General features: G+C 61.1%; 26 protein-coding genes. 10 read left to right on the plus strand and 16 right to left on the minus strand.

Going from position 1 to position 23,568, the window contains the following annotated elements; translation table 11 throughout:
* The 3 genes from NKI85_RS11600 to NKI85_RS11610 are packed head-to-tail and all read left to right on the plus strand — an operon-like array spanning nucleotide 1 to nucleotide 2,992.
* Nucleotides 1–936, plus strand: coding sequence for a carbohydrate ABC transporter permease (locus NKI85_RS11600; protein ID WP_352524497.1), 936 nt, complete (start codon nucleotides 1–3; stop codon nucleotides 934–936).
* Between the two features lie 52 nt (nucleotides 937–988).
* A complete protein-coding gene (locus tag NKI85_RS11605) occupies nucleotides 989–1,771 on the plus strand; it encodes a carbohydrate ABC transporter permease (protein ID WP_352524496.1) in 783 nt (260 codons plus the stop codon).
* Nucleotides 1,772–1,795: 24 nt separating this feature from the next.
* Nucleotides 1,796–2,992 carry a glycoside hydrolase family 172 protein gene (locus tag NKI85_RS11610; protein WP_352524494.1) on the plus strand — a complete coding sequence of 399 codons (1,197 nt, stop codon included), beginning with the start codon at nucleotides 1,796–1,798 and terminating at the stop codon, nucleotides 2,990–2,992.
* Nucleotides 2,993–3,068: 76 nt separating this feature from the next.
* Here NKI85_RS11610 and NKI85_RS11615 read toward each other — a convergent pair whose 3' ends face one another.
* Nucleotides 3,069–3,440 carry a VOC family protein gene (locus NKI85_RS11615; protein ID WP_352524493.1) on the minus strand — a complete coding sequence of 124 codons (372 nt, stop codon included), beginning with the start codon at nucleotides 3,438–3,440 and terminating at the stop codon, nucleotides 3,069–3,071.
* 238 nt (nucleotides 3,441–3,678) lie between these two features.
* Here NKI85_RS11615 and NKI85_RS11620 point away from each other — a divergent pair, with 238 nt between their 5' ends.
* The 3 genes from NKI85_RS11620 (at nucleotide 3,679) to NKI85_RS11630 (ending at nucleotide 4,678) form a co-directional block, all read left to right on the plus strand.
* On the plus strand, nucleotides 3,679–3,837 hold the full coding sequence (locus tag NKI85_RS11620) for a hypothetical protein (protein ID WP_352524491.1): 159 nt from the start codon (nucleotides 3,679–3,681) through the stop codon (nucleotides 3,835–3,837).
* A gap of 29 nt (nucleotides 3,838–3,866) precedes the next feature.
* A complete protein-coding gene (locus NKI85_RS11625) occupies nucleotides 3,867–4,001 on the plus strand; it encodes a hypothetical protein (RefSeq protein WP_352776756.1) in 135 nt (44 codons plus the stop codon).
* A 236-nt stretch (nucleotides 4,002–4,237) separates the two neighbouring features.
* Entirely contained in the window at nucleotides 4,238–4,678 is a 441-nt protein-coding gene (locus NKI85_RS11630; RefSeq protein WP_352524488.1) for a DUF2267 domain-containing protein, read from the plus strand.
* 12 nt (nucleotides 4,679–4,690) lie between these two features.
* Here the strand turns inward: NKI85_RS11630 and NKI85_RS11635 are convergent, their stop codons facing one another.
* From NKI85_RS11635 to NKI85_RS11695, 13 genes are all read right to left on the minus strand, one after another.
* On the minus strand, nucleotides 4,691–5,686 hold the full coding sequence (locus NKI85_RS11635; RefSeq protein WP_352524487.1) for a LacI family DNA-binding transcriptional regulator: 996 nt from the start codon (nucleotides 5,684–5,686) through the stop codon (nucleotides 4,691–4,693).
* Between the two features lie 68 nt (nucleotides 5,687–5,754).
* Nucleotides 5,755–7,089 carry a sulfatase family protein gene (locus NKI85_RS11640; protein WP_352524486.1) on the minus strand — a complete coding sequence of 445 codons (1,335 nt, stop codon included), beginning with the start codon at nucleotides 7,087–7,089 and terminating at the stop codon, nucleotides 5,755–5,757.
* Between the two features lie 22 nt (nucleotides 7,090–7,111).
* On the minus strand, nucleotides 7,112–7,927 hold the full coding sequence (locus tag NKI85_RS11645; RefSeq protein ID WP_352776757.1) for a carbohydrate ABC transporter permease: 816 nt from the start codon (nucleotides 7,925–7,927) through the stop codon (nucleotides 7,112–7,114).
* A gap of 7 nt (nucleotides 7,928–7,934) precedes the next feature.
* A complete protein-coding gene (locus NKI85_RS11650) occupies nucleotides 7,935–8,888 on the minus strand; it encodes a carbohydrate ABC transporter permease (protein ID WP_352530157.1) in 954 nt (317 codons plus the stop codon).
* Between the two features lie 4 nt (nucleotides 8,889–8,892).
* Complete coding sequence (locus NKI85_RS11655) at nucleotides 8,893–10,140, minus strand: ABC transporter substrate-binding protein (protein WP_352530155.1); 1,248 nt, start codon at nucleotides 10,138–10,140, stop codon at nucleotides 8,893–8,895.
* 202 nt (nucleotides 10,141–10,342) lie between these two features.
* Nucleotides 10,343–11,155 carry an SDR family NAD(P)-dependent oxidoreductase gene (locus NKI85_RS11660; RefSeq protein WP_352530153.1) on the minus strand — a complete coding sequence of 271 codons (813 nt, stop codon included), beginning with the start codon at nucleotides 11,153–11,155 and terminating at the stop codon, nucleotides 10,343–10,345.
* Nucleotides 11,152–12,153 carry a sugar phosphate isomerase/epimerase family protein gene (locus NKI85_RS11665; protein ID WP_352530151.1) on the minus strand — a complete coding sequence of 334 codons (1,002 nt, stop codon included), beginning with the start codon at nucleotides 12,151–12,153 and terminating at the stop codon, nucleotides 11,152–11,154. Before NKI85_RS11665 ends, NKI85_RS11660 begins: the two co-directional genes overlap by 4 nt.
* A gap of 37 nt (nucleotides 12,154–12,190) precedes the next feature.
* Nucleotides 12,191–12,964, minus strand: coding sequence for an SDR family NAD(P)-dependent oxidoreductase (locus tag NKI85_RS11670; protein ID WP_352530149.1), 774 nt, complete (start codon nucleotides 12,962–12,964; stop codon nucleotides 12,191–12,193).
* Between the two features lie 4 nt (nucleotides 12,965–12,968).
* Nucleotides 12,969–14,066 (minus strand): ABC transporter ATP-binding protein, encoded by a 1,098-nt coding sequence (locus NKI85_RS11675; protein WP_352530147.1) that lies wholly within the window; start codon nucleotides 14,064–14,066, stop codon nucleotides 12,969–12,971.
* A gap of 10 nt (nucleotides 14,067–14,076) precedes the next feature.
* Nucleotides 14,077–14,997: a carbohydrate ABC transporter permease gene (locus tag NKI85_RS11680; RefSeq protein ID WP_352530145.1), complete on the minus strand. Its 921-nt coding sequence runs from the start codon at nucleotides 14,995–14,997 to the stop codon at nucleotides 14,077–14,079.
* The gene (locus tag NKI85_RS11685) at nucleotides 14,990–15,922 is read right to left on the minus strand and encodes a carbohydrate ABC transporter permease (RefSeq protein WP_352530143.1); all 933 of its coding nucleotides are present in this window, start codon (nucleotides 15,920–15,922) and stop codon (nucleotides 14,990–14,992) included. Before NKI85_RS11685 ends, NKI85_RS11680 begins: the two co-directional genes overlap by 8 nt.
* 57 nt (nucleotides 15,923–15,979) lie before the next feature.
* Entirely contained in the window at nucleotides 15,980–17,245 is a 1,266-nt protein-coding gene (locus tag NKI85_RS11690) for an ABC transporter substrate-binding protein (RefSeq protein WP_352530141.1), read from the minus strand.
* A 118-nt stretch (nucleotides 17,246–17,363) separates the two neighbouring features.
* A complete protein-coding gene (locus tag NKI85_RS11695) occupies nucleotides 17,364–17,546 on the minus strand; it encodes a hypothetical protein (RefSeq protein ID WP_352776762.1) in 183 nt (60 codons plus the stop codon).
* Here NKI85_RS11695 and NKI85_RS11700 point away from each other — a divergent pair.
* Nucleotides 17,479–18,585, plus strand: a complete 1,107-nt coding sequence (locus NKI85_RS11700; protein WP_352776760.1) for an ROK family protein — start codon at nucleotides 17,479–17,481, stop codon at nucleotides 18,583–18,585. The genes NKI85_RS11695 and NKI85_RS11700 overlap by 68 nt on opposite strands.
* Before the next feature lie 68 nt (nucleotides 18,586–18,653).
* Here the strand turns inward: NKI85_RS11700 and NKI85_RS11705 are convergent, their stop codons facing one another.
* Nucleotides 18,654–19,613 (minus strand): DMT family transporter, encoded by a 960-nt coding sequence (locus tag NKI85_RS11705; protein ID WP_352530161.1) that lies wholly within the window; start codon nucleotides 19,611–19,613, stop codon nucleotides 18,654–18,656.
* Nucleotides 19,614–19,656: 43 nt separating this feature from the next.
* On the opposite strand from NKI85_RS11705, the gene NKI85_RS11710 reads away from it, so the two are divergent.
* The 3 genes from NKI85_RS11710 to NKI85_RS11720 all read left to right on the plus strand — a co-directional run bounded on the left by NKI85_RS11710 (nucleotide 19,657) and on the right by NKI85_RS11720 (nucleotide 21,940).
* Complete coding sequence (locus NKI85_RS11710) at nucleotides 19,657–20,241, plus strand: LysR family transcriptional regulator (protein WP_352530138.1); 585 nt, start codon at nucleotides 19,657–19,659, stop codon at nucleotides 20,239–20,241.
* Complete coding sequence (locus tag NKI85_RS11715; protein ID WP_352530136.1) at nucleotides 20,238–20,909, plus strand: LysR substrate-binding domain-containing protein; 672 nt, start codon at nucleotides 20,238–20,240, stop codon at nucleotides 20,907–20,909. The genes NKI85_RS11710 and NKI85_RS11715 overlap by 4 nt, the downstream gene beginning before the upstream one ends.
* A 362-nt stretch (nucleotides 20,910–21,271) precedes the next feature.
* A complete protein-coding gene (locus tag NKI85_RS11720) occupies nucleotides 21,272–21,940 on the plus strand; it encodes an FMN-dependent NADH-azoreductase (protein ID WP_352530134.1) in 669 nt (222 codons plus the stop codon).
* 701 nt (nucleotides 21,941–22,641) lie between these two features.
* Here the strand turns inward: NKI85_RS11720 and NKI85_RS11725 are convergent.
* Nucleotides 22,642–23,544, minus strand: a complete 903-nt coding sequence (locus NKI85_RS11725; RefSeq protein WP_352530132.1) for a dihydrodipicolinate synthase family protein — start codon at nucleotides 23,542–23,544, stop codon at nucleotides 22,642–22,644.
* Nucleotides 23,545–23,568 lie beyond the last annotated feature (24 nt).

Consider the following 23,568-nt stretch of genomic DNA (forward strand, 5'->3'; position numbering starts at 1 on the left):
ATGGACCAGATGAAATCGCCGGCCGCGAGCGCCAAATCCGCTCGCGGCCTTACCGCCAAGCAAAGGGAGCGCTACGCCGCATGGCTGTTCGTCCTGCCCGATGCGCTCGGCCTGCTGGTGTTCGTCGGCGTGCCGATGCTGCTTTCGCTCGCTGTCGGGTTCTTCGAGGTCAACGGCTTCGGCGGCTATAGATTCGTCGGGTTCGGCAATTACAGGCGCATGTGGGGCGACCCGTTGTTCTGGTCGTCCGTGAAGGTGACCGTGGCCTATGCCGTGATGCTGGTGCCGGCACTCTACGTCGCCGGGCTGGGGCTGGCGCTTCTGGTCCAGAAGACCAACCGCTTCAACGCGGTCATGCGCTCGATGTTCTTTGCTCCGCAGATGGTCAGCCTGGTCGTAGTGGCGCTCGTGTGGCAGCTCATGCTGGTCGAGAAGGTCGGCATCGTCAGCCGGCTGGCGCCGCTCGTCGGCCTCAGCGGAATTTCGCTGCTCGGCGATCCAAATCTCGCGCTGTTCACCCTGGTGCTGGTCAGCGTCTGGTTCCTTATGGGCTTCTATATGCTGATCTTCCTCGGCGGGCTCCAGGACATCCCGGCAGAGTATTACGAGGCAGCAAAAATCGACGGCGCTGGGCCAGCGACAAGCTTCTGGTACATTACCTTGCCACTGCTCAAGCCAACCAGCTTCTTCGTCCTCCTGGTCTCGCTGGTCGCGGCTGTCGCCGGTGGCCAGGTCTTCGACCTGATCTATGTGATGACCAAGGGCGGGCCGGTCAATTCGACCTCGGTGCTGATCATCTACATCTACAAGCAGGCGTTCCAGTTCGGGGCCTTCGGCTATGCGTCGGCAATGGCATCGCTGCTGGTGCTGGCGCTGATGCTGGTCACGGTCTTCTTCTTCATACTGACGCGCGGCGGGCGTTTCGAGCATGACTGACAGCCGAACTCCTTCCGCGCGTTCGCAGATACAAGCGGCGAGGTTCGCCTGGATGCTGGCGACCGCGGCGCTTGGCCTGATGACCGTGTTCCCGCTCGTCTGGATGCTGGTCATCGCGCTCAAGCCAGCGAGCGACGTCTTCACCCCGAGCCTCATTCCGGAACGGCCGACGCTCGGCAATTTCCTCTATGTGCTGACCGAGGTGCCGTTCCTGCGCTATCTCTTCAACTCGTTCTTCGTATCGGCGACGGTGACCGTCGCGGCGCTGTTCTTCCATTCGATGGCCGGCTATTCGCTCGCACGGCTGCATTTTCCGGGCCGCGACACGCTGTTCCTCGCCATGTTCTCGACCTTTCTGGTGTCGCTGCCGGTGATCATCGTGCCGCTGTTCATCTTGACGCGGATGCTGCACATGCTGGACAGCTATGCCGGGTTGATCATTCCGGCGATCTTCAACGCATTCGGCATCTTCCTGCTCAGACAATACTACCTGTCCCTGCCGAGGGAACTGGAAGAAGCGGCGATCATGGACGGCGCCAGCTATTGGCGCATCTATTGGAGCATCATCCTGCCGCTCAGCCGGCCGATCCTGTCGGCATTGGCGATCCTGTTCTTCCTCGCCAACTGGAACGCTTTCCTGTGGCCGCTGACGATCACATCGGACCTCGATCTCTGGGTGGTGCAGGTTGCCATCGCAAACTTCAAGAGCCAGTACGCCGCCGCCTGGAATTACGTCATGGCCGCCTCGACCATCGTCGCCGTGCCGATGCTGGTCCTTTTCGTGATCTTCCAGCGCCAGATCATGGAATCCATCAAGACAAGCGGCCTGAAATAACTGCTGAAGCAAGAGGAGAACCACATGGACAACGCCGGCCTGTCGCCGCTTCGCGGGCTCGCCAAATTGCGCGACGCCAAAACCCGCCGGTTTTCAAGCTACGACCGCACCGGCGGCAATGACGACCGGCTGCATATAGAACCCGGCCAGACGGTGGTGATTGCCGAGCATGACGGTGCCGGCATCGTCACGCATATCTGGGCGACACTCGCCTGTAAGAGCGAGGACTTCCTGCGCAAGATCGTGCTGCGCGCTTACTGGGATGGCGAGGAACATCCAAGCATCGAAACGCCGATCGGTGACTTCTTCGGCATGGGGCATGCCCGCACCCGCAATTTTGCCAGCCTGCCGGTGCAGGCAAGCCCCGAGGACGGCAAGGCCTTCAACTGCTATTTTCCGATGCCGTTTGCCAGCCAGATGCGGTTCATCGTCACCAACGAAGCCGAGGACGACCTGCTTTTCTATTACTATGTCGATCTCGAACTGCATGAAAAACTAGAGGAGGGCCTGGGTCGCTTCCATGCCCAGTACAGGCAGGAGCGACCTGATGGCATCGACGAGACGGGGCTCGCCAACGAGCAGATCCTGTTTGGCGGTGAAAACACCGACGGGAAGGGCAACTACGCCATCCTGGAGGCGGAAGGTCACGGCCACTATGTCGGCGTGCTCTATTCGGTGTATTCGCGCCGCCGCTCCGCTCTATGGGACTGGTACGGCGAGGGCGACGACATGATCTTCGTCGACGGCGAGCCAGGCATTTCGGTCCCGGATACGGTGCGCAAGCCCGATCCGCGTATCGGGCCGAAGGCCGAACTGATCGGCGATCGTGGCGAGACCAGCCCCGACGCCAACGATGCCTGGCCGCCGACTCTACACGGCACCGGCACGGAGGATTATTTCAACACGGCATGGTGCCCGACACAGGACTACAGCGCGCCCTATCACGGCATCATCGCTGCCGGCGGGCCGAACTGGACCGAGCCGGTAACGCTCTATCGCTGGCACATAGAAGACCCGGTCATCTTTCACAAACGCATCCGGGTGACCATCGAGCACGGTCACGCCAATCGCCGCGCGGACGACATCTCGTCGGTCGCCTTCTGGTATCAGGCCGAACCGCACAAGCCGTTCGGAGCACTTGCCGATGTCAAGGACCGCATCCCCACCTTTCGCGCGCCTTATCACAATTGGAATGCCGCCTTCGACGAGAAGAGGCGTTAAAGCGGGATGCGTTCAAATTGAACCGCGCATCCCGCGCTATCTGCGTCGGGGCACGATCCTGCCGTAGCTCGCCGCCTCAGCTACGAGGTGGAAGTTGCTGGACAGACCATGTGTTGCCGTCGGGATCCTTAAAGAAGACAAATTTGCCCCAAGGAAAATCCTTGATATCGCTGACCTCGATACTTTGAGCGGCGAGGTGCCGGTGCGCCTTATCGATATCGGGCACGACCAGTTGCAGTCCCCTTATGGAGCCTGGGGTGCTGTCGACGATACCCTTGCCCATGGCAATCGAACAGGCCGAACCGGGCGGCGTCAATTGCACGAAACGTAGCTCGTCGCTTACCGTGTGATCATGATCGAGATGAAAGCCGACCTTCCCAACATAAAAGGCGATTGCATTGTCGACATCCGTTACGGGTACCGGGACCAGTTCCAGCTTCCAATCCATGTCAGGCCTTTCGCAGCTTAGTAGCCAGGCGATGCAGAGCACCGTTGGCCGCACTCCCATCCCGCTATCTTCTCGATGCCATTGTCAGCCCGGGCCAGTCAGCCAGTCAAGAGATGCCCGGGTTCCGCCAATGTGACGACTGGCCTTGATTGCCAGCTGACGTGGCGTTCGGAACCGATAAGCGCAAGCTCAGTTAGACGGGAAACAGACGCATTTCGGATCAGCAAGGACGACTTTCATGCCGGATATCGGAACGCAGATCGCCGGATACAATGAACGCGCGCCGTTGACGCTCGAAGAGCTGCGTCGCCTGGAAGAGACGCTCGCCGAAGCTGGCGAGATCCTCGGCAGCGAAGCCGAGGCGCCAAGCAGGGCCTGTGGTGAACGCGCCGCCTAAAGCAGTCCGGATCGGGATCGGCGCCCCCATTGTTTGGGAACGCGGCGGCGCTTGGCATCGAGATGAGGCAGGCGATCGAACTCGCCATCGACGAGCAGAACGCGAACGGCGGCATCGCGGGCCTTGCCGTCATGGCAAGGGCATCGCCTATCGCGAGCCCGTAAGGTGGGATGAAAAAAGGGCGACAATCTGGCCGCTGTGACTGCACTCAACGTGGTCGAAAACGGCCGCTTCCGACAGATCGCCGAAATCCGGCAGATGCAGAGCGTCGAGCAGACCTGACGCAAAAGGCTCCCCGACCGAACCGGCTTTCATCGCTTTGCCGGGCAATTTTCACAGGACTACGAAACAATTGCCTCCGGTCGCCGTTTCGCCCGCAGAACCTTTCGAGGAGGCGACGATGAGCGCAACCGGCTTGGACGTTTTTGACAAAACGCTTCAAATAACAAACATCTGGCTCGACGAGATCATGGCGGATATTGGTCCGGACCGACACGTCGCCTGGCATACATTGGGCGCCGTTCTGCGAACCCTTCGGGACAGGCTGCAGATCGGACTGGCCGCCAAATTGGGAGCGGAATTGCCGCTGCTCGTGCGCGGCGCCTACTATGATCGCTATCGGCCCGCCGACATGCCCGACAAGACACGCTCGCTGGAGGAGTTCCTGCAACACATCGCCGAGGAATTGAAATCGACCCGTCCTGTCGATCCCGAGGATGCGGCACGCTCGGTGTTGCGTGTGCTTGCACGCCATATCGACCTTGGCCAGTCGGCAAAGGTGCGGGATGCGCTGCCAAAAGAAATCCAGGCGCTCTGGCCTGAAAGCGTTGGCGTCAAGTAGCGGCGGTCCCGCTCATGCGGATGCGCGACGGACCAGCTGCCACGAAACGTTAAAAAGGGTGGGCGTTGCGCCCGGCACTGCCGATATCAGTGAGATCAGATGATCGGCAAGACGCTCGTAGTGGGTGGTCTCGGGGCCGACCGTGGTCAATGCCGGATGACTGAATTCACCCTCGTCGATATTGCCGCAGCCGATGACTGCAATGTCGCCGGGCACGGATAGGCCGGCCTCCTCGAATGCGTGCAGGGCGGTCACGGCTGCAAGATCGGATTCGACAAAAAGCGCGGTCGGCCGATCCTTGCGGGCGGCCAGCGCCGTGGCATTGGCAAAGGCAGCCTTGCGCGCTTCTGCACCGCCGATCACTAGGTCGGCTCGCAGCGGAAGGCCGCGTGCTTGCAGGAAGCTGCGATAGGCGGCGAGACGGCTTCCGTCCACCGCTTGCTCATGCAGCATATAGGCGATGCAGCGATGGCCGGCTTGATAGAGGTAGTCGAGTGCCTCGAAGACGGCCTTGCCGGTATGCTGACGCACAACCGAGAAGCCTGCCGGCTCGATGGTCGGGTGGAAGATCACGGCCGGCCGGCCCGCGACCGCCAGGCGTGCGGCTAAAAGCATCACCTCGGGCTCTGAGAGATGTTGCCAGTCGGCGATAACGCCGTCTGCCAGCCCGCTCTCGACCTCGCGCACGATCCTGTCCGTTCGCTCTATGTTGTCACCCGCAGTGATAATTGTCGAAAATCCCCTCAGCGCCGCCGCCGATTGGATATCCTGCGCGATCCGGTCGCTGAACGGCACGCCGAGACGAGGCAGTACAAGGCAGATTCGCTCGGCCTGCTGGCGGCGCAGCTGCCGCGCGGTGCGGTTTTGCACGTAGTTGAGCTCAGCGACGGCCTCGAGGATACGCTGCCGCGCCTCCTTGCCGACGAATTTCAGGCGCGCGCTGTCGCCGCTGAGCAGGTAAGACACGGCAGCGGTCGATACATTGGCGCGCCGGGCAACATCGGCCATGGTCGGCGCTTTCCTCCGATTGACGTTTCTCTCGTGCATCGTTGGGTCAGCAGCGCGAGGCGACATGCTCAGCTGTCGCTCATCCGGATTTCATTCCAATTTCCGTGCCCGGCGGGAAGGATCTCGGGCCTTGCCTCGCCGGCCTCCTCCATAAGGGCAACGATGCGGCCCCGCAGCCATGCACGCGTCTCTGTGTGATCGGGCGAAGCTATGAGATTGGTCAGTTCGTTCGGATCGCTATCGAGGTCGTAGAGCCTCGCCTCGACATAGAAATCGCTGCCGGAATCCCGCCAGCCGTCTTTTCCCGGCGCCTCGACCTCGTATTTCCACCGTCTGGTGCGCAAGGCGCGGCCGACATGGTGCTCGCTGATTTGAATGAAGATCTCGTCGCGCGGCGGCCGTTCACCCCGTAGCGCGTCGAGCAGCGAGACGCCCTGCATTGAATTGGACACTTTCAGGCCGGCCGCGGCGAGCAGGGTCGGCGCGAGATCGACGAGGCTGACCAGCCCGTCATATATGCCGACGCGCTCGAAGCCGGGTCCATGAAAAAGTGTCGGTACGCGGATCGACGCCTCGTGACAGGAGCGCTTGTATTCGTTGTTGCGGGTTTTGAAGTGGCATCCATGGTCGGAGGTGAAAAGGATAATCGTGTCGTCAAGCCGGCCAAGACTGTAGAGCGCCTCGATCAGCCGTCCAAACGCCTCGTCAAGGCGTGCGACCATACCCAGATAGCCGGGAAAATGCTCGGCTGTCGTGCCGCCAAGCGCTGCGAGATCGCCGGGGATGGCGAGCTTTCTGCGGATCCTCTCCTCGTATCCGAGCGGAGCAGGGTAGTTGTCCGTCTGGTTCTGGTGATGCGGCTCGAGGAAGGACAGGAACAGGAAGAACGGCTCGTCTTCTTTAGAGGTGACGTAGCGGATCGCTGCGTCGGTAAGAGCATCGACGCGGTATCCCGGCAGCTTCACCGCCCTGCCGTCATTGTCGTGGACGACGGTGTCGAAGGGGCCGGAGGTAAACTCCAGGATATTGGAGGCGAGCCAGTAGCGGTAGCCACCGCGCTCTTCCTGGGTCACCGGCTCGGCGGAGCCCAGGTGCCATTTGCCAATGTAGGCGGTGTCGTAGCCTGCCGCGGCGAAATGATGCGCCAGCGTGCGCTCGCTCGTCGGCAGTGGAATATCGTTGCGGTAGCAGCCGGTTGTGGTCGGGTACCGCCCCGTCTGGAAGACGGAGCGGGCGGGTCCGCAAACGGGCTGGCACGTAAACGAATTCGCCACGAACGTGCCGGTCCCGGCGAGGCGGTCGAAATTCGGCGTAAGCTCGAGCGGGTTGCCGTGGGCGCCGACGGTGTCCCAACGCTGCTGGTCGGTGAAGAAGACGATCACGTTCGGTCGGCGGGACATCATGGGATGCAATGGCTCCGAATGGTTATTTCATGCCTGCCAGCATCACGCTGCGGACGAAGTAGCGCTGCGTGAAGAGGAACAGCAGCAGGCTCGGGATGAAGAGAATGACCCCGCCCGTCGCCGTCAGGTTCCACTGGGTGAAGAATTCCTGGTTGAAAAGCGTCAGCCCCGTCGTGATAGGCCGCATCTCGGTGGTGTTGACGGCGACCAGCGGCCAGAGAAATTCGTTCCACTGGAACACGAAGGTGAGGAGGGCCAGCGTCGCCAGCGCCGGACGGACCTGCGGCAGCACGATGCGCCAGTAAAGGCCGAGCTCCGAGCAGCCGTCCATCCGCGCGGCGTCAAGCAACTCGTCGGGAATCGGACGGATGAACTGCCGCATCAGGAAGATTCCGTAGGCGCTCATGGCAAATGGGAGGATAAGGCCCTGATAGGTGTTGAGCCATCCCATCCGCGCGGTGAGCACATAAAGCGGGATCATGCGGATGAAGAACGGGATCATCAATGTCGACAGCACCGCGACAAACATGACGCGCTTGCCGGCGAATTCCATCTTGGCGAAGACGTAGCCGATCAATGGGTCGAAGATCAGATGGAGGACGGTAATCCCGCCGGCGATGATGAAGCTGTTGAGCGTGAAACGCGCGAACGGCGCCTTCTGCCAGATGTCGATGTAATTCGTGAATTGCCACGTCTCGGGGATCAGAATCGGAATGCCGCTGAAGACATCGGCATCGCTCTGCAGCGACAGCGAAAGCATATAGAGGAACGGAAAGATCGACAGCGCCACGCAGAAGAGCAGCAGCAGGTAGGTCGGGAGCGTTTTCGCCAGTTTCATGCCGACCTCAATAGGTGGTTTCGCGATTGAGCAGACGGAACTGAACGAAGGTGATGGCCAGGATCAGCAGGAACATCAGGAAAGACAGCGCCGAGGCGTAGCCGATGTTGAGTTCGAAGAAGGCTGCCTCGAACACATGCAGGCTGAAGAACCGTGTCGCGTCGGCCGGTCCGCCCTTAGTTATCAGATAGGCCGGCGCCAGCTCCTGCAACTGGCTGATCGTGCTGACAACGGCGATGAAGAGCGTGGTCGGCGTCAGCAGCGGCCAGGTCAGATAGCGGAACTGCTGCGCCGGCGTGGCGCCGTCGAGGGATGCGGCATCATAGAAGTCGGACGGGATCGACTGCAACGCGGAAAGGTAGATCAGCATGGCATAGCCGACATCCTTCCAGACCGTGATGGCGATGAGGGTCGGCAGCGCGGTCGAGGTGTCGCCGAGCCAATTCTGCGTCGGCAGGCCAAGCTCGGCAAGGAAGCTATTCAAGATGCCCGTGTAGGGATCGAGGATTGCCTGCCACATCAACGCGACGATCACGAAGGAGGTGATATAGGGAAAGAAGATGATTGCGCGGATCAGAGTGCGTCCCGGGATAGGCCGGTTGAGCACGACCGCCAGTCCGAGGCCAATGGCGATGCTGGCCGCGGTGACGCCTATCGCGAAGGCCAACGTCACGAAGAGCGACTGCCGAACGCGCGCGTCGCCGAGGGCAGCAACGTAGTTGTCCAGTCCGGCGAATTGGCTCTCGCCGATCAGCGGCTGGCCGCTGTACAGGCTCGCCCAAAACTCCAGCCCTATCGGATAGAAGAAATAGACCGAGAAATACAGGATCGCGGGCGACAGCAGCAGGTAAGCGATAAGCGTTTGCCGTGTGCGGCGGCTGAAGCGGCCGGCTCGGCGGATCGGTATGGCGCCGACGCGAATGTCCGTGCCGGCCGTATCGGTGCTGCCGCTGACAATCATCGGCCTAGTTGTTGGCCAGGATGACGTTGGCCTCGGCCGCGAATTTCGGCATGATCTCAGCTGCTGGCTTCTGATTATAGACGATATCCTCGAGCGCACTTTGCAGGAGCTTCTCGATTCGCGCGTGCTTGCCGGTGAGGCGCAGGTCGGCGGTGACGTCTTGCGCGTAAGGCAGGCATTTGCTGAAGCTGCCGATGACCGGATCGGCTTGAACCTCGGCGTTTTCGGCCCAGGATTTGCGCGGCATCGTCATGCCCGCTTCCTTGGTAGCCGCTAGTTCCGTGTCGAGCGCGACGAGCCGCTTCAACAATTCCCAGGCTTCCTTCGGGTGCTTGGCGTCTTTCGGGATCATCACGCTGACGCCGCCTGCGAACGTCGCCTGCACCTTGTGCTTGAGTGAGGGAGCAACCGCCCAGTTGAGCTTCGGGTTGCCCGAGCGGATCGGCTTCACGTCCCACGGACCGGTAATGATCATGGCGACCCGGTTGGCTGTGAACAGCTTTTGCGGACCCTCGTAATCAGCGCCCGCCACCGGATTGGTGGCTGCCTTTTCCTTATGGATCAAGTCGGCAAGGAACTGGATCGCCGCGATCGCTTCGGGACTGTCGAGATTGACCTTGTTTGTCTTGGGGTCGTAATAGGTCGCGCCGTTCTGCAGCAGCCACGACCAGTAGTATCCGATGCTGGGGTTGGGAGCGAAGCCGAAACGGGCACCGCTCGTCGTCGCTTTGGCGACCTTCAGGAAATCTTCCCAGGTCGCCGGCGGCGCGTCGAAGCCCGCATGCTTCAGCATATCGACGTTGTAGACGAGGGTGGCGCAGGTGAGGTGGATCTGGACGCCATAGTACTGGTCGCCGAGCTTGTTGCGCCCGACCGAATAGGCTTGCCAATCGTCGGGATAGCCGATCGCCTTGCCGTCTTGTTGGATGAAGTCGTTTAGCGGCCGCAGCAGATTGCGCTGGCCAAACTCCTGCACCCAGCCGCCGGGTTCGGCGACGAGATCGGGCGGGCTCTTCGCCGCAAAATCCGCCACCAGCTTGGTGCGCATATCCGGCCACTGGAATTTCTCCCACTGCACCGACCATCCGGGATGATCGGCCTCGAACTTCGCTATTACATCGGCATAGGCTTGATAGGCGTGGCCGGCATTCCAATAGAGCGTCAAGGTCTCGGCATGGGCCGCTGTCGCGGTCGCCAGGGCCGCGCCCAAAACCATGCCGTGCAGGAATCCGACTGGATTGTAGCGGCTCATCTTGGTCTCCTCCCAGGTTTGCCACCCGCCTTCCTATCAATGGACGGCGCGCCATATTATTCGATTAATATACCCGCTATATTGCAGTTTTTGTCAAGCTCCGAGTGTAATGCAGTGCATTGGTTCTGGCCGAACTCGGGCGGAGCTATCTGCAGCGCGCGATGGCGAAGTTGCTACCGGTACCGGTATGGACGGTCGCGGCTTAACCTGGAAAGATTGTGAAACCGCCGTCGACGCGGATGACCTGCCCGTTGATAAAGCGCGCGCGCGGACCGGCGAGGAAGGCCACCGCTTCGGCGATCTCTTCAGGCTCCGCATACCGGTTCAGCGATTTCTTGCTCGAGTCCATGCGCTGCGGATCGACCACGCGGCTCGCCTGGAACCGTGCCGTCTTGGTGGCGCCAGGGCTCACCGCATTGACGCGTACGCCATCGTCGATCAATTCCTTGGCGAGGCAGCGCGTATAATGGACGACGGCTGCCTTAAGCGTCGAGTAGACCACCTCGGGCGAGCATCCGATATGCGCTGCCGCCGAGGCAATGTTGATCACCGAGCCTGAGCCACGCTTGACCATCGGCGGAACGAACGCCTGGCAGACCAGCATCGTGCCGATGAGGTTGTTCTCGGTCAGGACCTTGATGTCGTCGTAGTCGATGTCGAGTGCGTTGTTGGGACTGGGCTTTACCCCCTTGGCGCCGATGTCGCCGCCGGCGCAGTTGACCAGAATGTGCACGTCGCCGAGATCCGCCTCGATCTTCCTCTTCATTTCGGCGACGGCCTGCTTGTCGCCGATGTTGCCCGTGACCGCGGTCACCCGCGTCCCATGCTTCTCCAGACCCTTGGCGGAGTCGCCGAGATCCGCGAATTCGGCGTATTGAGATGGCCGGGTCCAGTCGAGGTCGTGAACCGCGACGTTTGCGCCGAGTTCGGCCAGGCGGTCGGCCATCACGCGGCCGAGGCCGCGCCCCGAGCCGGTGACGAAGGCCGTCAGGCCGCTGAGTTCTCGGGTGGTCATGCTGATTTCTCCATTGCAATGAAACCGAACGTCTTCATGTTGGCGGTGCTGCGGCGGATCATGTCGAGCTCATACGAAGCGAGCGCGCCGTCATCATCGCGCTCCCACGGCGTGCGGTAGTCGGCGTCGTCCGCAAGCCGGTTTACGCGCGCAGCACTCAGGCAGGCCGCGAACTCGCGTGCGGTCTTCGGCGCATATCCGTTCCACCAGTCGTCGGTGAGACAGCGAACGTGACGGGCCTCCAGCGCGCCTGGCTCGAGCACGGCCGTCAGCGTGTCGTGGTGCTCGCCAAGGATGGCTGCCAGTTCGGCGAAAGGCACGGCGCCATCCCCGATCGCGCAGCGGACCAGACGATAGCCCTCATCCGTGAACTGCACGCGATAGTCCTTGAGGTGGAGGTGGCGGACATGCGGCGCGATCCGTCGCGTGAAGGCAAGCGGCGCCTCGCCGACGGGGAAGGTGTTGCCGGTGTCGTAGGTGATGCCGACACCCGGCCCGCCGAGTTCGCAAAACGCGACCAGTTCGTCGCTGCCGAAGTCCTGATGGTTCTCGATGCCGAGCACCCGGCCCTCCGCCGCCGCCCGCGGTCCCCATTCCGTCAAGGCAGCGCGGATCATCGCGTTGAACTCGCGCCATTTCTGGCCCCATGCGTTGCGGTCGCCGCACAGGACGGGCGTCAGCGCGATACGGATCGTCGTCGCTTCGAGCAGGCGCGCAGCCCGAAAGGTGTTGTCCAGCGGACCTGCCACGAGAAGTCCGCCGCTCACCACCGGGACGATGTCAAGCGCGGTCAGACGCCTGCGCAGGGCGACGATTTCGGCGTCCGGCAAGTCGCTCAACCAAGGTTCGTAGATCTCGAGCGTGCGTGCGCCCAGTTCCTGCGCCAGTGCTATGAAGCCCTCCAGCCCCACCCCGGCCGAATTGTGCCGCGGCGTGCCGCGGCCCTGCAGGCCGAGATAGTAGGTCAGTCCGTAGGGGTTGAGGCCGAGACGAAGCATCAGCTTGGCAGTTCCAATGAAGAGCGGGGAGGGGTCACTATCGCAGGCCGGCATCGACGGTGATGGACTGTTTCGTGATCATGCGGCTGTCATCCGCTGCCAGGAAGAGCACCGTCCGTGCAATCTCCTCGCCCAGGAGGACGCGGCGGATCAATTGTCGCTGCACCGTCTGGTCGACTGCCTCCTGCGTCTTGAACCACAACTCGCGCTGCCGCTCGGTCATGACGGCGCCGGGTTCGACCGCATTGACGCGGATGTCGTCGGGTCCGAACGACCGCGCCAACGCACGCGTCAGGGCCACCACCGCCCCCTTGGCGGTGGCATAGGTCACCATCTGGTCCGCTCCGAAACGCCAGGCGATGGAGGAGAAGTTTATGATCGAGCCGAAGCCGAGTTCCTTCATATGCGGATGCACTGCCTGCGCGGCGAAGAAGTGATGCCGGAGATTGACGTCGAAGCTGCGGTCCCAATATTCGGCCGTCACCGCGTCGATGGGATGGCGCTGATCATTGGCAGCGTTATTCACCAGGACGGCGACCGGACCAAGCCGCAATCGCACGCCTTCTACCGACGCCTGCAGCGCATCGACGTCGGTCACATCGCAATGGAGATACAAGGGGGCTCGCCCGGCGGCAGCACCGAGCTCGCGCAGCAATGCCTCCGCGGGTTCATCCTGTACATCGAGAAAGGCCACGCGGGCGCCATTCGCCACGAAAGCGCGGACCATATCGGCTCCGATCCCGGAGGCGCCGCCGGAGATCAGCACGACCCGATCGGTCAAGCTGGGATAAGTTGCGAATTGTACGGACATCAAATCACAGAAGCGCCTTGGTTGTTGGGTCGAACAGGCAGGCACGCGACATGTCGATGCCGAGCACTATCGTCTCGCCCATGACGGGAGCGTCGTCCGGCTCGAAACGGCCGGTGATCTCCAGATCACCCAGCCTGAGGACGGCAAGCGTCTCGGCGCCGGTCGGCTCGACCAACTCGACCGGCGCCTGCATGGACGCCACAGCCGGTTTCCGCGACTTCAGGTCCGTCGTGAAACGGTAGATATGTTCCGGCCGGATACCGAGCACGACGTCCTTTGGCGCACCGGCGGGCAGCGGCGCGGCGAGGACAAGACTAGCGTCGCTGCCGTCAGCGGCGCGTACCGAGATGCTGGTTGAGCCGGTAGACCGGGCGGGAATGAAATTCATCGCCGGCGATCCCATGAAACCGGCAACGAACATGTTGGTCGGCCGGTCATAGATCCGCTTCGGCGTGTCGAACTGCTGCACCGAGCCCTGGTTCATCACCGCGATGCGGGACGCGAGCGTCATCGCCTCGACCTGATCGTGGGTGACGTAGACCGTGGTCTTGCCGACGCGATGGTGGAGCTTCTTGATTTCGGTACGCATGTCGACGCGCAGCTTGGCGTCGAGGTTGGACAAGGGCTCGTCGAACAGAAACAGCTTTGGGTCGCGTACGAGGGCGCGCCCCATCGCTACGCGCTGCCGCTGGCCGCCCGAAAGCTGGCCGGGCTTGCGTTTAAGCAGCTGTTCGATCTGCAGGAGGGCGGCAACCCGCTGTACAGCTTCTGCTTGCACCGCTTTTGGCACGCCGCGGCTCTCCATGCCGAAGGTGATGTTCTGGCGCACCGTCATCGTCGGATAGAGGGCGTATGACTGGAATACCATCGCAATGTCGCGGTCTTTGGGTTGCACCGAGTTCACCAGCCGGTCGCCGATCCAGATCTCGCCCGACGTGACGGTTTCCAGACCGGCGATCATAGCGAGCAGGGTTGACTTGCCGCAGCCCGACGGGCCGACAAGGGCGATGAATTCGCCGGTCTTAGCCTCGAGATTGATGCCGGCAAGAATCTCGAGCGAGCCGTAGCTCTTGTGAAGGTTGCGGATCATCAACGCGGACATGGACGACGCCTCATTTGATGGCGCCCTGGGTGAGGCCGCGCACGAAGTATTTTCCGCCGAACAGATAGATCAGCAGCGGTGGCAGCGCGCCGATCAGCACGGCGGCGCTCATCACATCGTAAGCACGCGCGGTCGTGCCGCCGGCCGTGAGCGCGACCAACGCCGCCGTAATCGGCTGCTGCTGGCCCGATGTGAAGACGACGCCGAACAGATACTCGTTCCAGATGCCGGTGAACTGCCAGATGACGGTGACAATCAGAATCGGCGGCGACAGGGGGAGGATGATCTTGCGGAAGATTCGCCAGAACCCGGCGCCATCGATGCGAGCCGCCTTGATAAGGTCGTCCGGTATGCTGACGTAGAAATTGCGGCAGAACAGGGTCGTGAACGAGATGCCCTGGACGACGTGGATCAACACCAGCCCGTATGTGGAATTGGTCAGGCCGAGCTTGCCGAGCAGGAACGCCCACGGCATCAGCGAAATCTGGCCGGGCATGAAGACGCCGAGCAGCATCAGATTGAAGATCAGTTCGGAACCCCGGAAGCGCCATTTGGAGAGGATGTAGCCGTTCATGGCGCCGAGAATGGTCGAGATGATCGTGGCGGGGATCGTCATCGCCAGCGAGTTGAAAAAATTGCGCTTCATGCCCTCGCAGGTACCGCTGACGCAGTAGGTTCCCCAGGCTTGCGCCCACGCGTCGAGGCGGAAGCTGCGAGGCACGGAGATGAGGCCGTTGCGGGCAATCTCCGACTGCTCGCGCAGTGAGTTGAAGATCACCACCAGCAACGGCACGAGATAGACGACCGCGAAAAGCGTCAGCACGGCATAGACAAGGAAGCGGCTCCAGAAATGCCGGCGCGTAGCCGCGGCAGCTTCCGGATCAGGGCGGGCCGGATCAAAGCGGCGGGCATCGGGGCTAATTTCAGCCATTGCGGCCCTCCGCCCGCCTGCGCCAGACGATCCACAAGGAGTACGGCACCAGCACCACCGCGACCGCTGCGAGCATCATCATGGCCGCGGCGGCACCCTCGCCGATTTGCCCGCGCTGGAACATCAGGTCGTAGACGTAGATGGCGGGGAAGGTGGTGGACACACCTGGCCCGCCCCGCGTCAACGCCGCCACTAGGTCGAACGTCTTGATGGCGAACTGTATCTGAATGACCGCCACCGCCAGGAATATCGGGGCGATGGTTGGCAGGATGACCCGCCGATAGGTCCGGAAAACCGACGCGCCGTCGATTTGCGCGGCTTTGACGAGATCCGGATCGACCGACCGCAGACCAGCCAGGAAAAGTGCCATCGCGAAGCCGGACGACTGCCAGATACCGGTTATGATCACCGCATAGATCGCCGTGTTGCGGTTGGCCGTCAGGGCGAAGCTGAAGTCGGTCCAGCCGAGCCCCCGAACGAAGCCCTGGATACCGTCGACAGGGTTATAGAGCCAGCTCCACACCGTACCGGTGACGATGAACGACACCGCCAGAGGGTAGAGAAAGATGGTGCGCCAAACCGCTTCGCCGCGGACGCGCTGGTCGATAGCGATCGCGAGCAGCAGGCCGACCGCCATCGAGCCAACGATATAGAAGCCGCCGAACAGGAAGAGGTTCGTATAGGCGATGTTCCAGCGCCGGTTTGCCCAGAGCGAAGCGTAGTTGTCCAGGCCAACGAACCCATAGGTCGGCAACAGCGACGAGTTCGACAGCGAAATATAGAGCGTCCACAGCGTGAAGACGAAAACATAGACGAAACTCGCCGCTATCGACGGCGCCAGCACCAGAATGGGCACCATCGTGCCCAGGCGCTCGCGCCACGGACGGGCCGCGGCAGCTGGTACAATCAGATCATGGGTGGACATCGGGCTGCTCCGGCGAAGTCAGGCCGGGCGCTTTGCCCCCGGCCATCATCGGCAGCTTCACTTTTGCGCTTCGGCCGCATCCGCCATCGCATTGGCGGCGTCCTGCGCACTCATATCCGGCGTCGCTACAAACTCGGTGATGGTATCCATCATTGCGCCGCGGACCTTTTGCGGGACCGTCATGTTGTGCGCCATCGAACGGACGAGCGTGCCGGCGGCGATCGAGGCTTGCAGATCCTTTTGCGAGAGTTGCTGGCAGGGATTGAAGCCGTTCGAAAGATCGACGTCGAGGCGCGCCGGGATGGAGCCCTTGGTCTGATTGAAAATGGTCTGGAACTCGGGCGACAGGATGATGCTGGCGAGCAGTTTCTGCCCCTCAATGTAGTCCGGGTCCTTCTGCTTGAAGAACACGACCGAGTCTGAATTCAGGATGAAGCCCGGCTTGCCCCAATCGGTCGGCGCCTGGGCACAGACATAGTCGGTGCCCTCCTTGAAGCCGCCGGCGGTCAGCAGGCCGATCGTCCAGTCCCCCATGATGTGGAAGGCGGCCTCGCCGCGGCCGACCAGATGCGACATGGTATCCCAATCACGCCCGTTCATGCCGGGGTCCATGTACTTCGAGGTCATGATGCGGAACTGCTCGAAGGCCTTGACCATGCCGTCGCTGCGCATGGCGTCGACGTCGCCCTCGACGAAGGCCTTCTTGTAGAGATCGAGGTCCTGACCGTACACGACCACTTCGAAGACGGTCGAGTCGGTCCAGTCGGCGGTCGAGTGCGAAATGCAGATCTTGCCGCTGGCCACGATCTTGTCGCAGGCGGCGTTGAATTCCGCCCATGTCTTCGGCACCTCGGTAACGCCTGCGTCCTTCATGACCTTCGGCGACGCCCACAGCCAGTTGATGCGGTGAATGTTCATCGGCGCCGCCACCCAATTCCCGGTCGGCTTCATCACCGGCAGCAATTCGGGAGCGACGACCTTCTCCCAATTTTCCGCCTTGGCCAGTTCGTCGAGATTGGCTGTCATGCCCGTCTCGTTCCATTCGGCGATCTCGGGCCCCTTGAGCTGCACAGCGGGAGGTGCGTTGCCGGCGATCACGTCGGCACGCAGTTTGGCCAGGGTATTGGCCGTATGGCCTGCGATGGAGGTCTGCTGCCAGGTGCCACCCTTGGCGGTAAACATCTCGCCGAGCTTGGCAATAGCCTGGGCGTCCGATCCGGTCGCCCATTGATGCAAGAGGTTGGTCTTGGGCTCCGCGAACGCTGCGCCCGCGACAAAGGTGTAGGCCGTTGCGGCCACAAGGGCCGTCCTCAGATATTTCATCGTTTCACTCCCATATGTGATGCACGGTTCGTATCGACCGCTTGTGGCCCGCGATTTGAGGTCGTGGCCGGTGAGATGCAGTAATCTCCGTTCTTTCCAAGATGACATATTTGGGCTATCAGTCAACGTCCTTTGTGCTCATCATGAACAAACCTTCGCTTAGAAATTGGTTGATCGACAGGCCGTCCGCATCGCCGGAGAGCCTGATCGTCCGATGCCTGCGTGAGCGCGGCGTGCTTTCAGCGTCGCAGATCACGCACATCACCGGTTTGGCGCGGTCGACGGTTTCAACCGCGCTCAATGGCTTGAAAAAGTCCGGAATGGTGATCGAATCCTCGGCCCATCATGACGGGGCCAGGGGCATCGGCAGGCCTGCCGCGACATTGACGCTCAATCCCGCCGCAGGCACCTGCGTCGGCATCCATCTGGCCCTCGACGAGATGCGGTGCGTCGTTGCCGACGTTTCGCATTCTTTCATTGCCGAACAAACTATTCCCATGGGTCTGGACTACCAGCCGCAACAGGCGGCTCAGCTCGCCAAGTCAGTGATTGCCCAATGCTACGAAGAGAACGGTCTGCCGATGGCGGGGCTCCTGGGGGTTGGGGTCTCCGTCTCGGGCCCTGTCAGCCGCGAAGGAGTGGTGCTGCGCGCGAGTATCGTTCCGACCTGGGCCGGGGTCAACATCCGCGATGTGTTCGGGCCGGTTCTCGAACAGCCGATCTTTGCCGACAATGAAAGCAACTGCTCGGCCATTGCGGAGTTGATGTGGGGCGCGGCCGTCGGCCAGGACGATTTCGTACTATTCAAGATCGATCTGGGCGTCGGCGGGGCCATTGTCCAGCATGGCCGGCTGGTGAGCGGCATCGCCGGCGGCGCCGGCGAATTCGGGCACATCAGCATTGATCCCGGCGGCGATCTTTGCCGGTGCGGAAATCGCGGATGCCTGGAGCTCTATGCCAGCTTTGCCCGGCCGCTCGATCAGATTTCGCGCATCGTGCGGCGGCCGGTCACGATGGACGACGTGATCATGATGGCAGAGCAGGGCGATGTGAGGGCGCTGCGGATGATCGAGGATACCGCCGAGTTCGCCGGCCGCGGTCTTGGCTTGATCGGTTCGGTGCTCAATCCGCCACTCATCATCATCGGCGGCCGCATGGCCTTGGCGGGCGACATTCTCCTGGCACCACTGATCGCGTCATATGAACGCCACACGCTGATCAAGTCCCGCGATGTCGCGCCCGCGCTGCGCACGCGGATAATCGTTGGCAAGCACACGGAAAACGATGCATTGCTCGGTGCGGTCGGCCTCGTGCTGCGCCACAACAGCCGTCTTCAATGATCCGGCCTTGTTTCGAGCGGTGCTCTGACGTTGCGAGTTGCTGGCCGAAGCGGCGGTGCTGATGTTGCCTACGCGACACGCATTGTGCGCTGCCTCGGCTTGATCGCGGTGGCGAGCAGCAGGCCGGCGACGATAAAGGCGGCGCCGGCGAGATCGTAGTCGTGCAAGCTTTCGCCAAGGAAAAGATAAGCGAGCACGGCGACGAAGGCAGTCTGCAGATAGAGCAGCATGCTGGCGCGCCCGGCGCCAAGCGTCTCGACGCTACGATTATAGAGATAGTACATCAGAGCGCCGCCCGGGCCAGCGATATAGGCGAGAGCCAGAAGGCCGTTCGCATGCAGCGCCGAACGATCCCCGGAAAACAGTTCCCAGAGATAGAGGGGCAGTGCGGCCAGCGCGCCGGCTCCCAGCAGCAGGACCACCATCGGCAGAAGCTCGATAGCGAATTTGGAGCGACGCAGCAGCACGGTGTAGAGGCCCCAGCAAAACGCGCTGCCGACGATCCACAACTCGCCGGGATTGAACTGCAGCTGCATCAGCGCGGCAAGGTCGCCGCGCGCCACGATCACCACCATCCCGATCAGAGCGAGCAGCGCTCCAAGCGCCTTCCAGACACCGAGGGGCTCCCCGAGCACGAAGCGGGCAAGCACCATGGTCATGATCGGCGACAGCGCCATGATGATGCCGGCGGTTGTCGCGTTGGTGTAGTTGAGGCCCGTGTAGATCATGCCCTGACACAGGGCCAACCCGATGGCGCCGATGACCAGCACCTCGATCGCGCGGGATTGGATCAGCACGAGCATCGCCCCGTGATGGTGATGGACGATAGGCAGCAGGATCGCGCAGGCGAGCGTCAGCCGCCAGAAGCAGAGCGCCCAAGGCGGCATCTCGGGGGCAACCCACTTGGCGGCGATGTAGACGCCGGCCGACAGGAGCCAGCAGAACGTCGCGAGGGAATAGGCGAGCGGAAGCGATGCGCCGGGTGTCGCCTTCGCTACACTTGGATGTGCTATCGGCAGCGATTGGATGTCCGTCTCCTCCCACCGCAGACTTTAGCAAATTTGCTGCATCTTGCCGAGCAGCAACAACAGCTATTTTACCAATCTAATCCAAAACGGTGGGTCATTGCGGGTCCTGCCGCTCACGGTCGAGCAATGGCTGGAACACACGCGTTCCACGCAAAACGCCTGGTTTGCGCCCTTGCATGAAATTGCCGCCCTTGTACGATCCTGTCATACGACGGCCAGCCAGAAGGTACGGGTGGACCAGCTGCCCTCCTACGACCGGCCGGTCCTCTTGACGGAACGTCGTTCCCCTAAGGCAGAGCGGCTAAAAACCTACCGGCTGAACCGATGCGAGTGGATCGTGAATAGGCTGCCTCCCCTCAAGAGCCTGCAAGCGTTCGACGCCGCTGCCAGGCACCTCAGTTTCAAGAAGGCGGCGGAAGAACTGCATGTTACCCCGACGGCAATCAGCCATCAGGTGAAGCTGCTCGAAGAGCGCATCCAGCGTAAGCTCTTCAACCGCCTTGTGCGGTCACTTTCCCTGACCAAAGCAGGCGAAACCTATGCTCCGCTGGTTGAAAGGGTTTTTCTTATCTTGAACTGGCTTCAGAGGAAGTCGGCGACGCCACCGCGACGGGCGAGTTGTCAGTGACAACGACGACCTCTTTTGCCACCAAATGGCTGATGCCGCGATTGAGCCGGTTCCGGCAACGCCATCCGGACATTGTCATCAAGGTGAGCGGGTCCGACGAGACTGTCGACTTCACACGCCACAACTTCGATCTCGCTATTCGTTACGGCTTCGGTGATTACACCGACTTGAGCACGGTTTGGGTGCTGTCGGACAAGGCCGCCGTGGTTTGTTCCCCCTCGCTGCTCGTGGGTACATCTCCGGGCGACTATGCGGCGGCCGTTTCGCGCGGTCCGCTCATTCACTATGAATGGTCGGGATTCACCAAACGCGATCCAAACTGGTCCACCTGGTTTCACGCGGTCGGTCTGGATGGTGTCCATGTTCCAGCCAGCGCGGTCTACAGTGATGAGCACATGTGCATACAGGCGGCGATCGACGGTAACGGTTTTGCGCTGGTAGGGTTGATTGCCGCCGCTGATGATATCGTGCAAGGCCATCTGGCATTGGCGTCTCCCGTAATGCTCCCCAACAAGAACTATTACCTGATCTGCCCCGAAACCCGCGCTAGCAATCCAAGGGTGGCGGCGTTCCGGGAATGGCTGCTCGAGGAGGCCGACGTTTTCCGCGATAGTCGCGCCGGCGAACTTATTGAAGATCAAACCGTGCTATCCGGTCCGCTCACCTGACAGCTGAGCAATCCTCGCTTCATCGCCTGACAATTTTTGATAGGTTTTGCCGTGTTTCTTGGCGCAGGCAGCATTCGATATTGGCAAGCCTTTCGAGGACAGGAAACGCGTCCGGGCCACGGCGAGGGGACCGCGTGAGACCTTAGACGGAACCAACTTGCGACAACACCGTCGGCAATCGCTTTATACCGTCCGCGCGACGGGCGCCGCTGTCTGAGGAGCCGTCGGGCTCAACCAGGCGGCGGCTTTCGTTTGAGTGGCATGCCGATGATTTTATTCAGCCGTCGGCTCAAATCAAATCGGGCGTCCATCGTGCATGTGTCTGATAGGTCTGCGGCAAATGCAAATTGGAGCAGATCACAATGGCTACTATTCTTCACATTGACGCCAGCGCACGGGTCTCGCGCTCGCTTTCGCGGGCTCTATCCGCAAAGTTCATCGAAGCTTGGATGGCGCGTAACCCCGGCGACAGGGTCATCCGGCGTGATATCGGCGCAAATCCGCCCCCGGCCACGACAGAACCGTGGATCGCCGCCGTCTTCGCCAAACCCGAACAGCTTACCGAGGACCAGCGACAATTGATCGCTTTTTCCGATACGCTGATCACCGAACTCGAAGCAGCGGACATCATCGTCCTGGGCACGCCGATGTACAATTATGGCATGCCCACGGCCTTGAAGGGATGGGTCGATCAGGTCGTCCGCGTCAACAAGACGTTCACCTTCGATCTTGGGCGAGGGGACTTCCCGTTGGAGCCGGTGCTTTCGGATAAAACACTGGTGCTCCTGAGTTCTTGCGGAGAATTCGGTTTCGAGCCGGGCGGCATTCGCGGCCATATGAATCATCTCGACACCCATCTGCGAGCCATCAAGCACTATCTCGGCGTCGATGATATGCATCATATCGGGATTGAGTATCAGGAATTCGGCGGTGACCGGCATGTCAGATCGATCGCGGCCGCGCATGCCGCAATTCCGGCTCTTGTCGATCGGTTGTCGGTTCCGCACGTCGCTTATGCGGCTGCTTCTTGATTGCCCGTTCGTAATACCCACCGTGCTTGCCGGTCAAAGGCTCGGAAGCAAGGAGGTCGACGATGGCATTTGGCTCGTAAGCTTCATGCATTATGATTTGGGATATAACGACCTGGAACAGAGGACCTTGCAGGCCATCGACAACCCGTTCGGCACGAGGTTGTCACACATGTCTTAGGTACGTTCTGTTACCCATGTCCCCGGGCCGTACAATCAGAATTTTGGTAGCGGGAGAGGGATACCGCCAATACAGTGCGGCCACTGAATTCATTTGCTAACTCGACTCCTTTGCAAGTTATAGGGCGGTTTGCAGCCTTAAATCGTGTCCCCGCAACCACTTCTGTCATAGTACGATAACCGTCTCGGTCTAACCGAGGCGGTTTTTTCGTGCGGCGAATTTGAAAATGTCTGGATTGCGTAAGGCCGGGCATTAAGGCGCATATTTTGCGCGAAGGCCTTCATGAACCTCAATCATCGGCGGAATGCGCCGTGCAGCGTGCAGCGGTGGTGCTTCGACGTAGAAATCGGAAAACACGCTCGCAGCAACTCTGCACTACGCAGATGTTCGCCCACCTCCGGCCACGCAACATCGATCCGCAATTCGGGGCCATGTGGGCACATTTCAGACATTCAGTCAGCCAACGAGACACTGACGAATGGCGGCCCCTGGACTCAAAACAGACGACGTGGACATCCATATTTCAAGAATCGACAAGCGCTGATAGATCCGATATCGCCCGTCGAATTACTCCTTCCACTTTCGATCGTTCCTCGCCCGTGATCGGGAGACGTGGCTTTCGGACATGTTCCGGGGCGCCGTACACTAGGTGCTCGGCAAATTTGATGTACTGGACCAGCTTGACGTCCGTATCGAGATGGAACGCCGGCGTCATCAATCGGTACAATGGAAGTGCTCTCGTGAAGTCACAGCTGCGTGCCATGTTGAAGAGCGATACGCACTCGGCGGGCCATGCATTCGTCATCCCGGAGACCCACCCGATCGCACCCAGAGCCAGGCTTTCCAGGATAAGATCGTCCACGCCGCAAAAGACATCGAAGCGATCTCCGAAGGCGTTGAATAGGTCCGTAACCCTGCGGATATCACCGGTCTCTTCCTTGATGGCCACGATGCCGGGCACATCGACCAGCGCCTTTAGCGTTTCGACGTCGACGTCAACCTTGTACGCAATCGGATTGTTGTAGATCATGACGGGCAGATCGCTCGCTTCAGCCACCGTTTTGTACCACGCAACGGTCTCGTGGCGGTCAGTACGATAGGCAAGGCTGGGGAAGGTCATCAGGCCATCAGCCCCCAACTTTTGGTATTTGCGAGCTGCGGCTATTGCATTGTCGGTGGACAGTTCCGCAAGGCCTGACAGCAGAGGCACCCGTCCCGCAACGACCTCTTTCGCGCCCCGAACGACGGTATCGCGTTCCGACTGCGAGAGAGTTGCATTTTCGCCAAGCATTGGCAGCACGATGACGCCGGAAACGCCATTCTCGATAAGCCTGTTTATGCTCGTTTGCGTGGCTTCAATATCAATCGCCCCTGATGCCTGCATCTTCGTGGTGACAGCAGGAAATACGCCAGTCCAGGTCATCATCTCATCTCCAGTTCGCGAGCGCAT

The organism is Mesorhizobium sp. M0571, assembly GCF_040320985.1.
GTDB lineage: Bacteria > Pseudomonadota > Alphaproteobacteria > Rhizobiales > Rhizobiaceae > Mesorhizobium.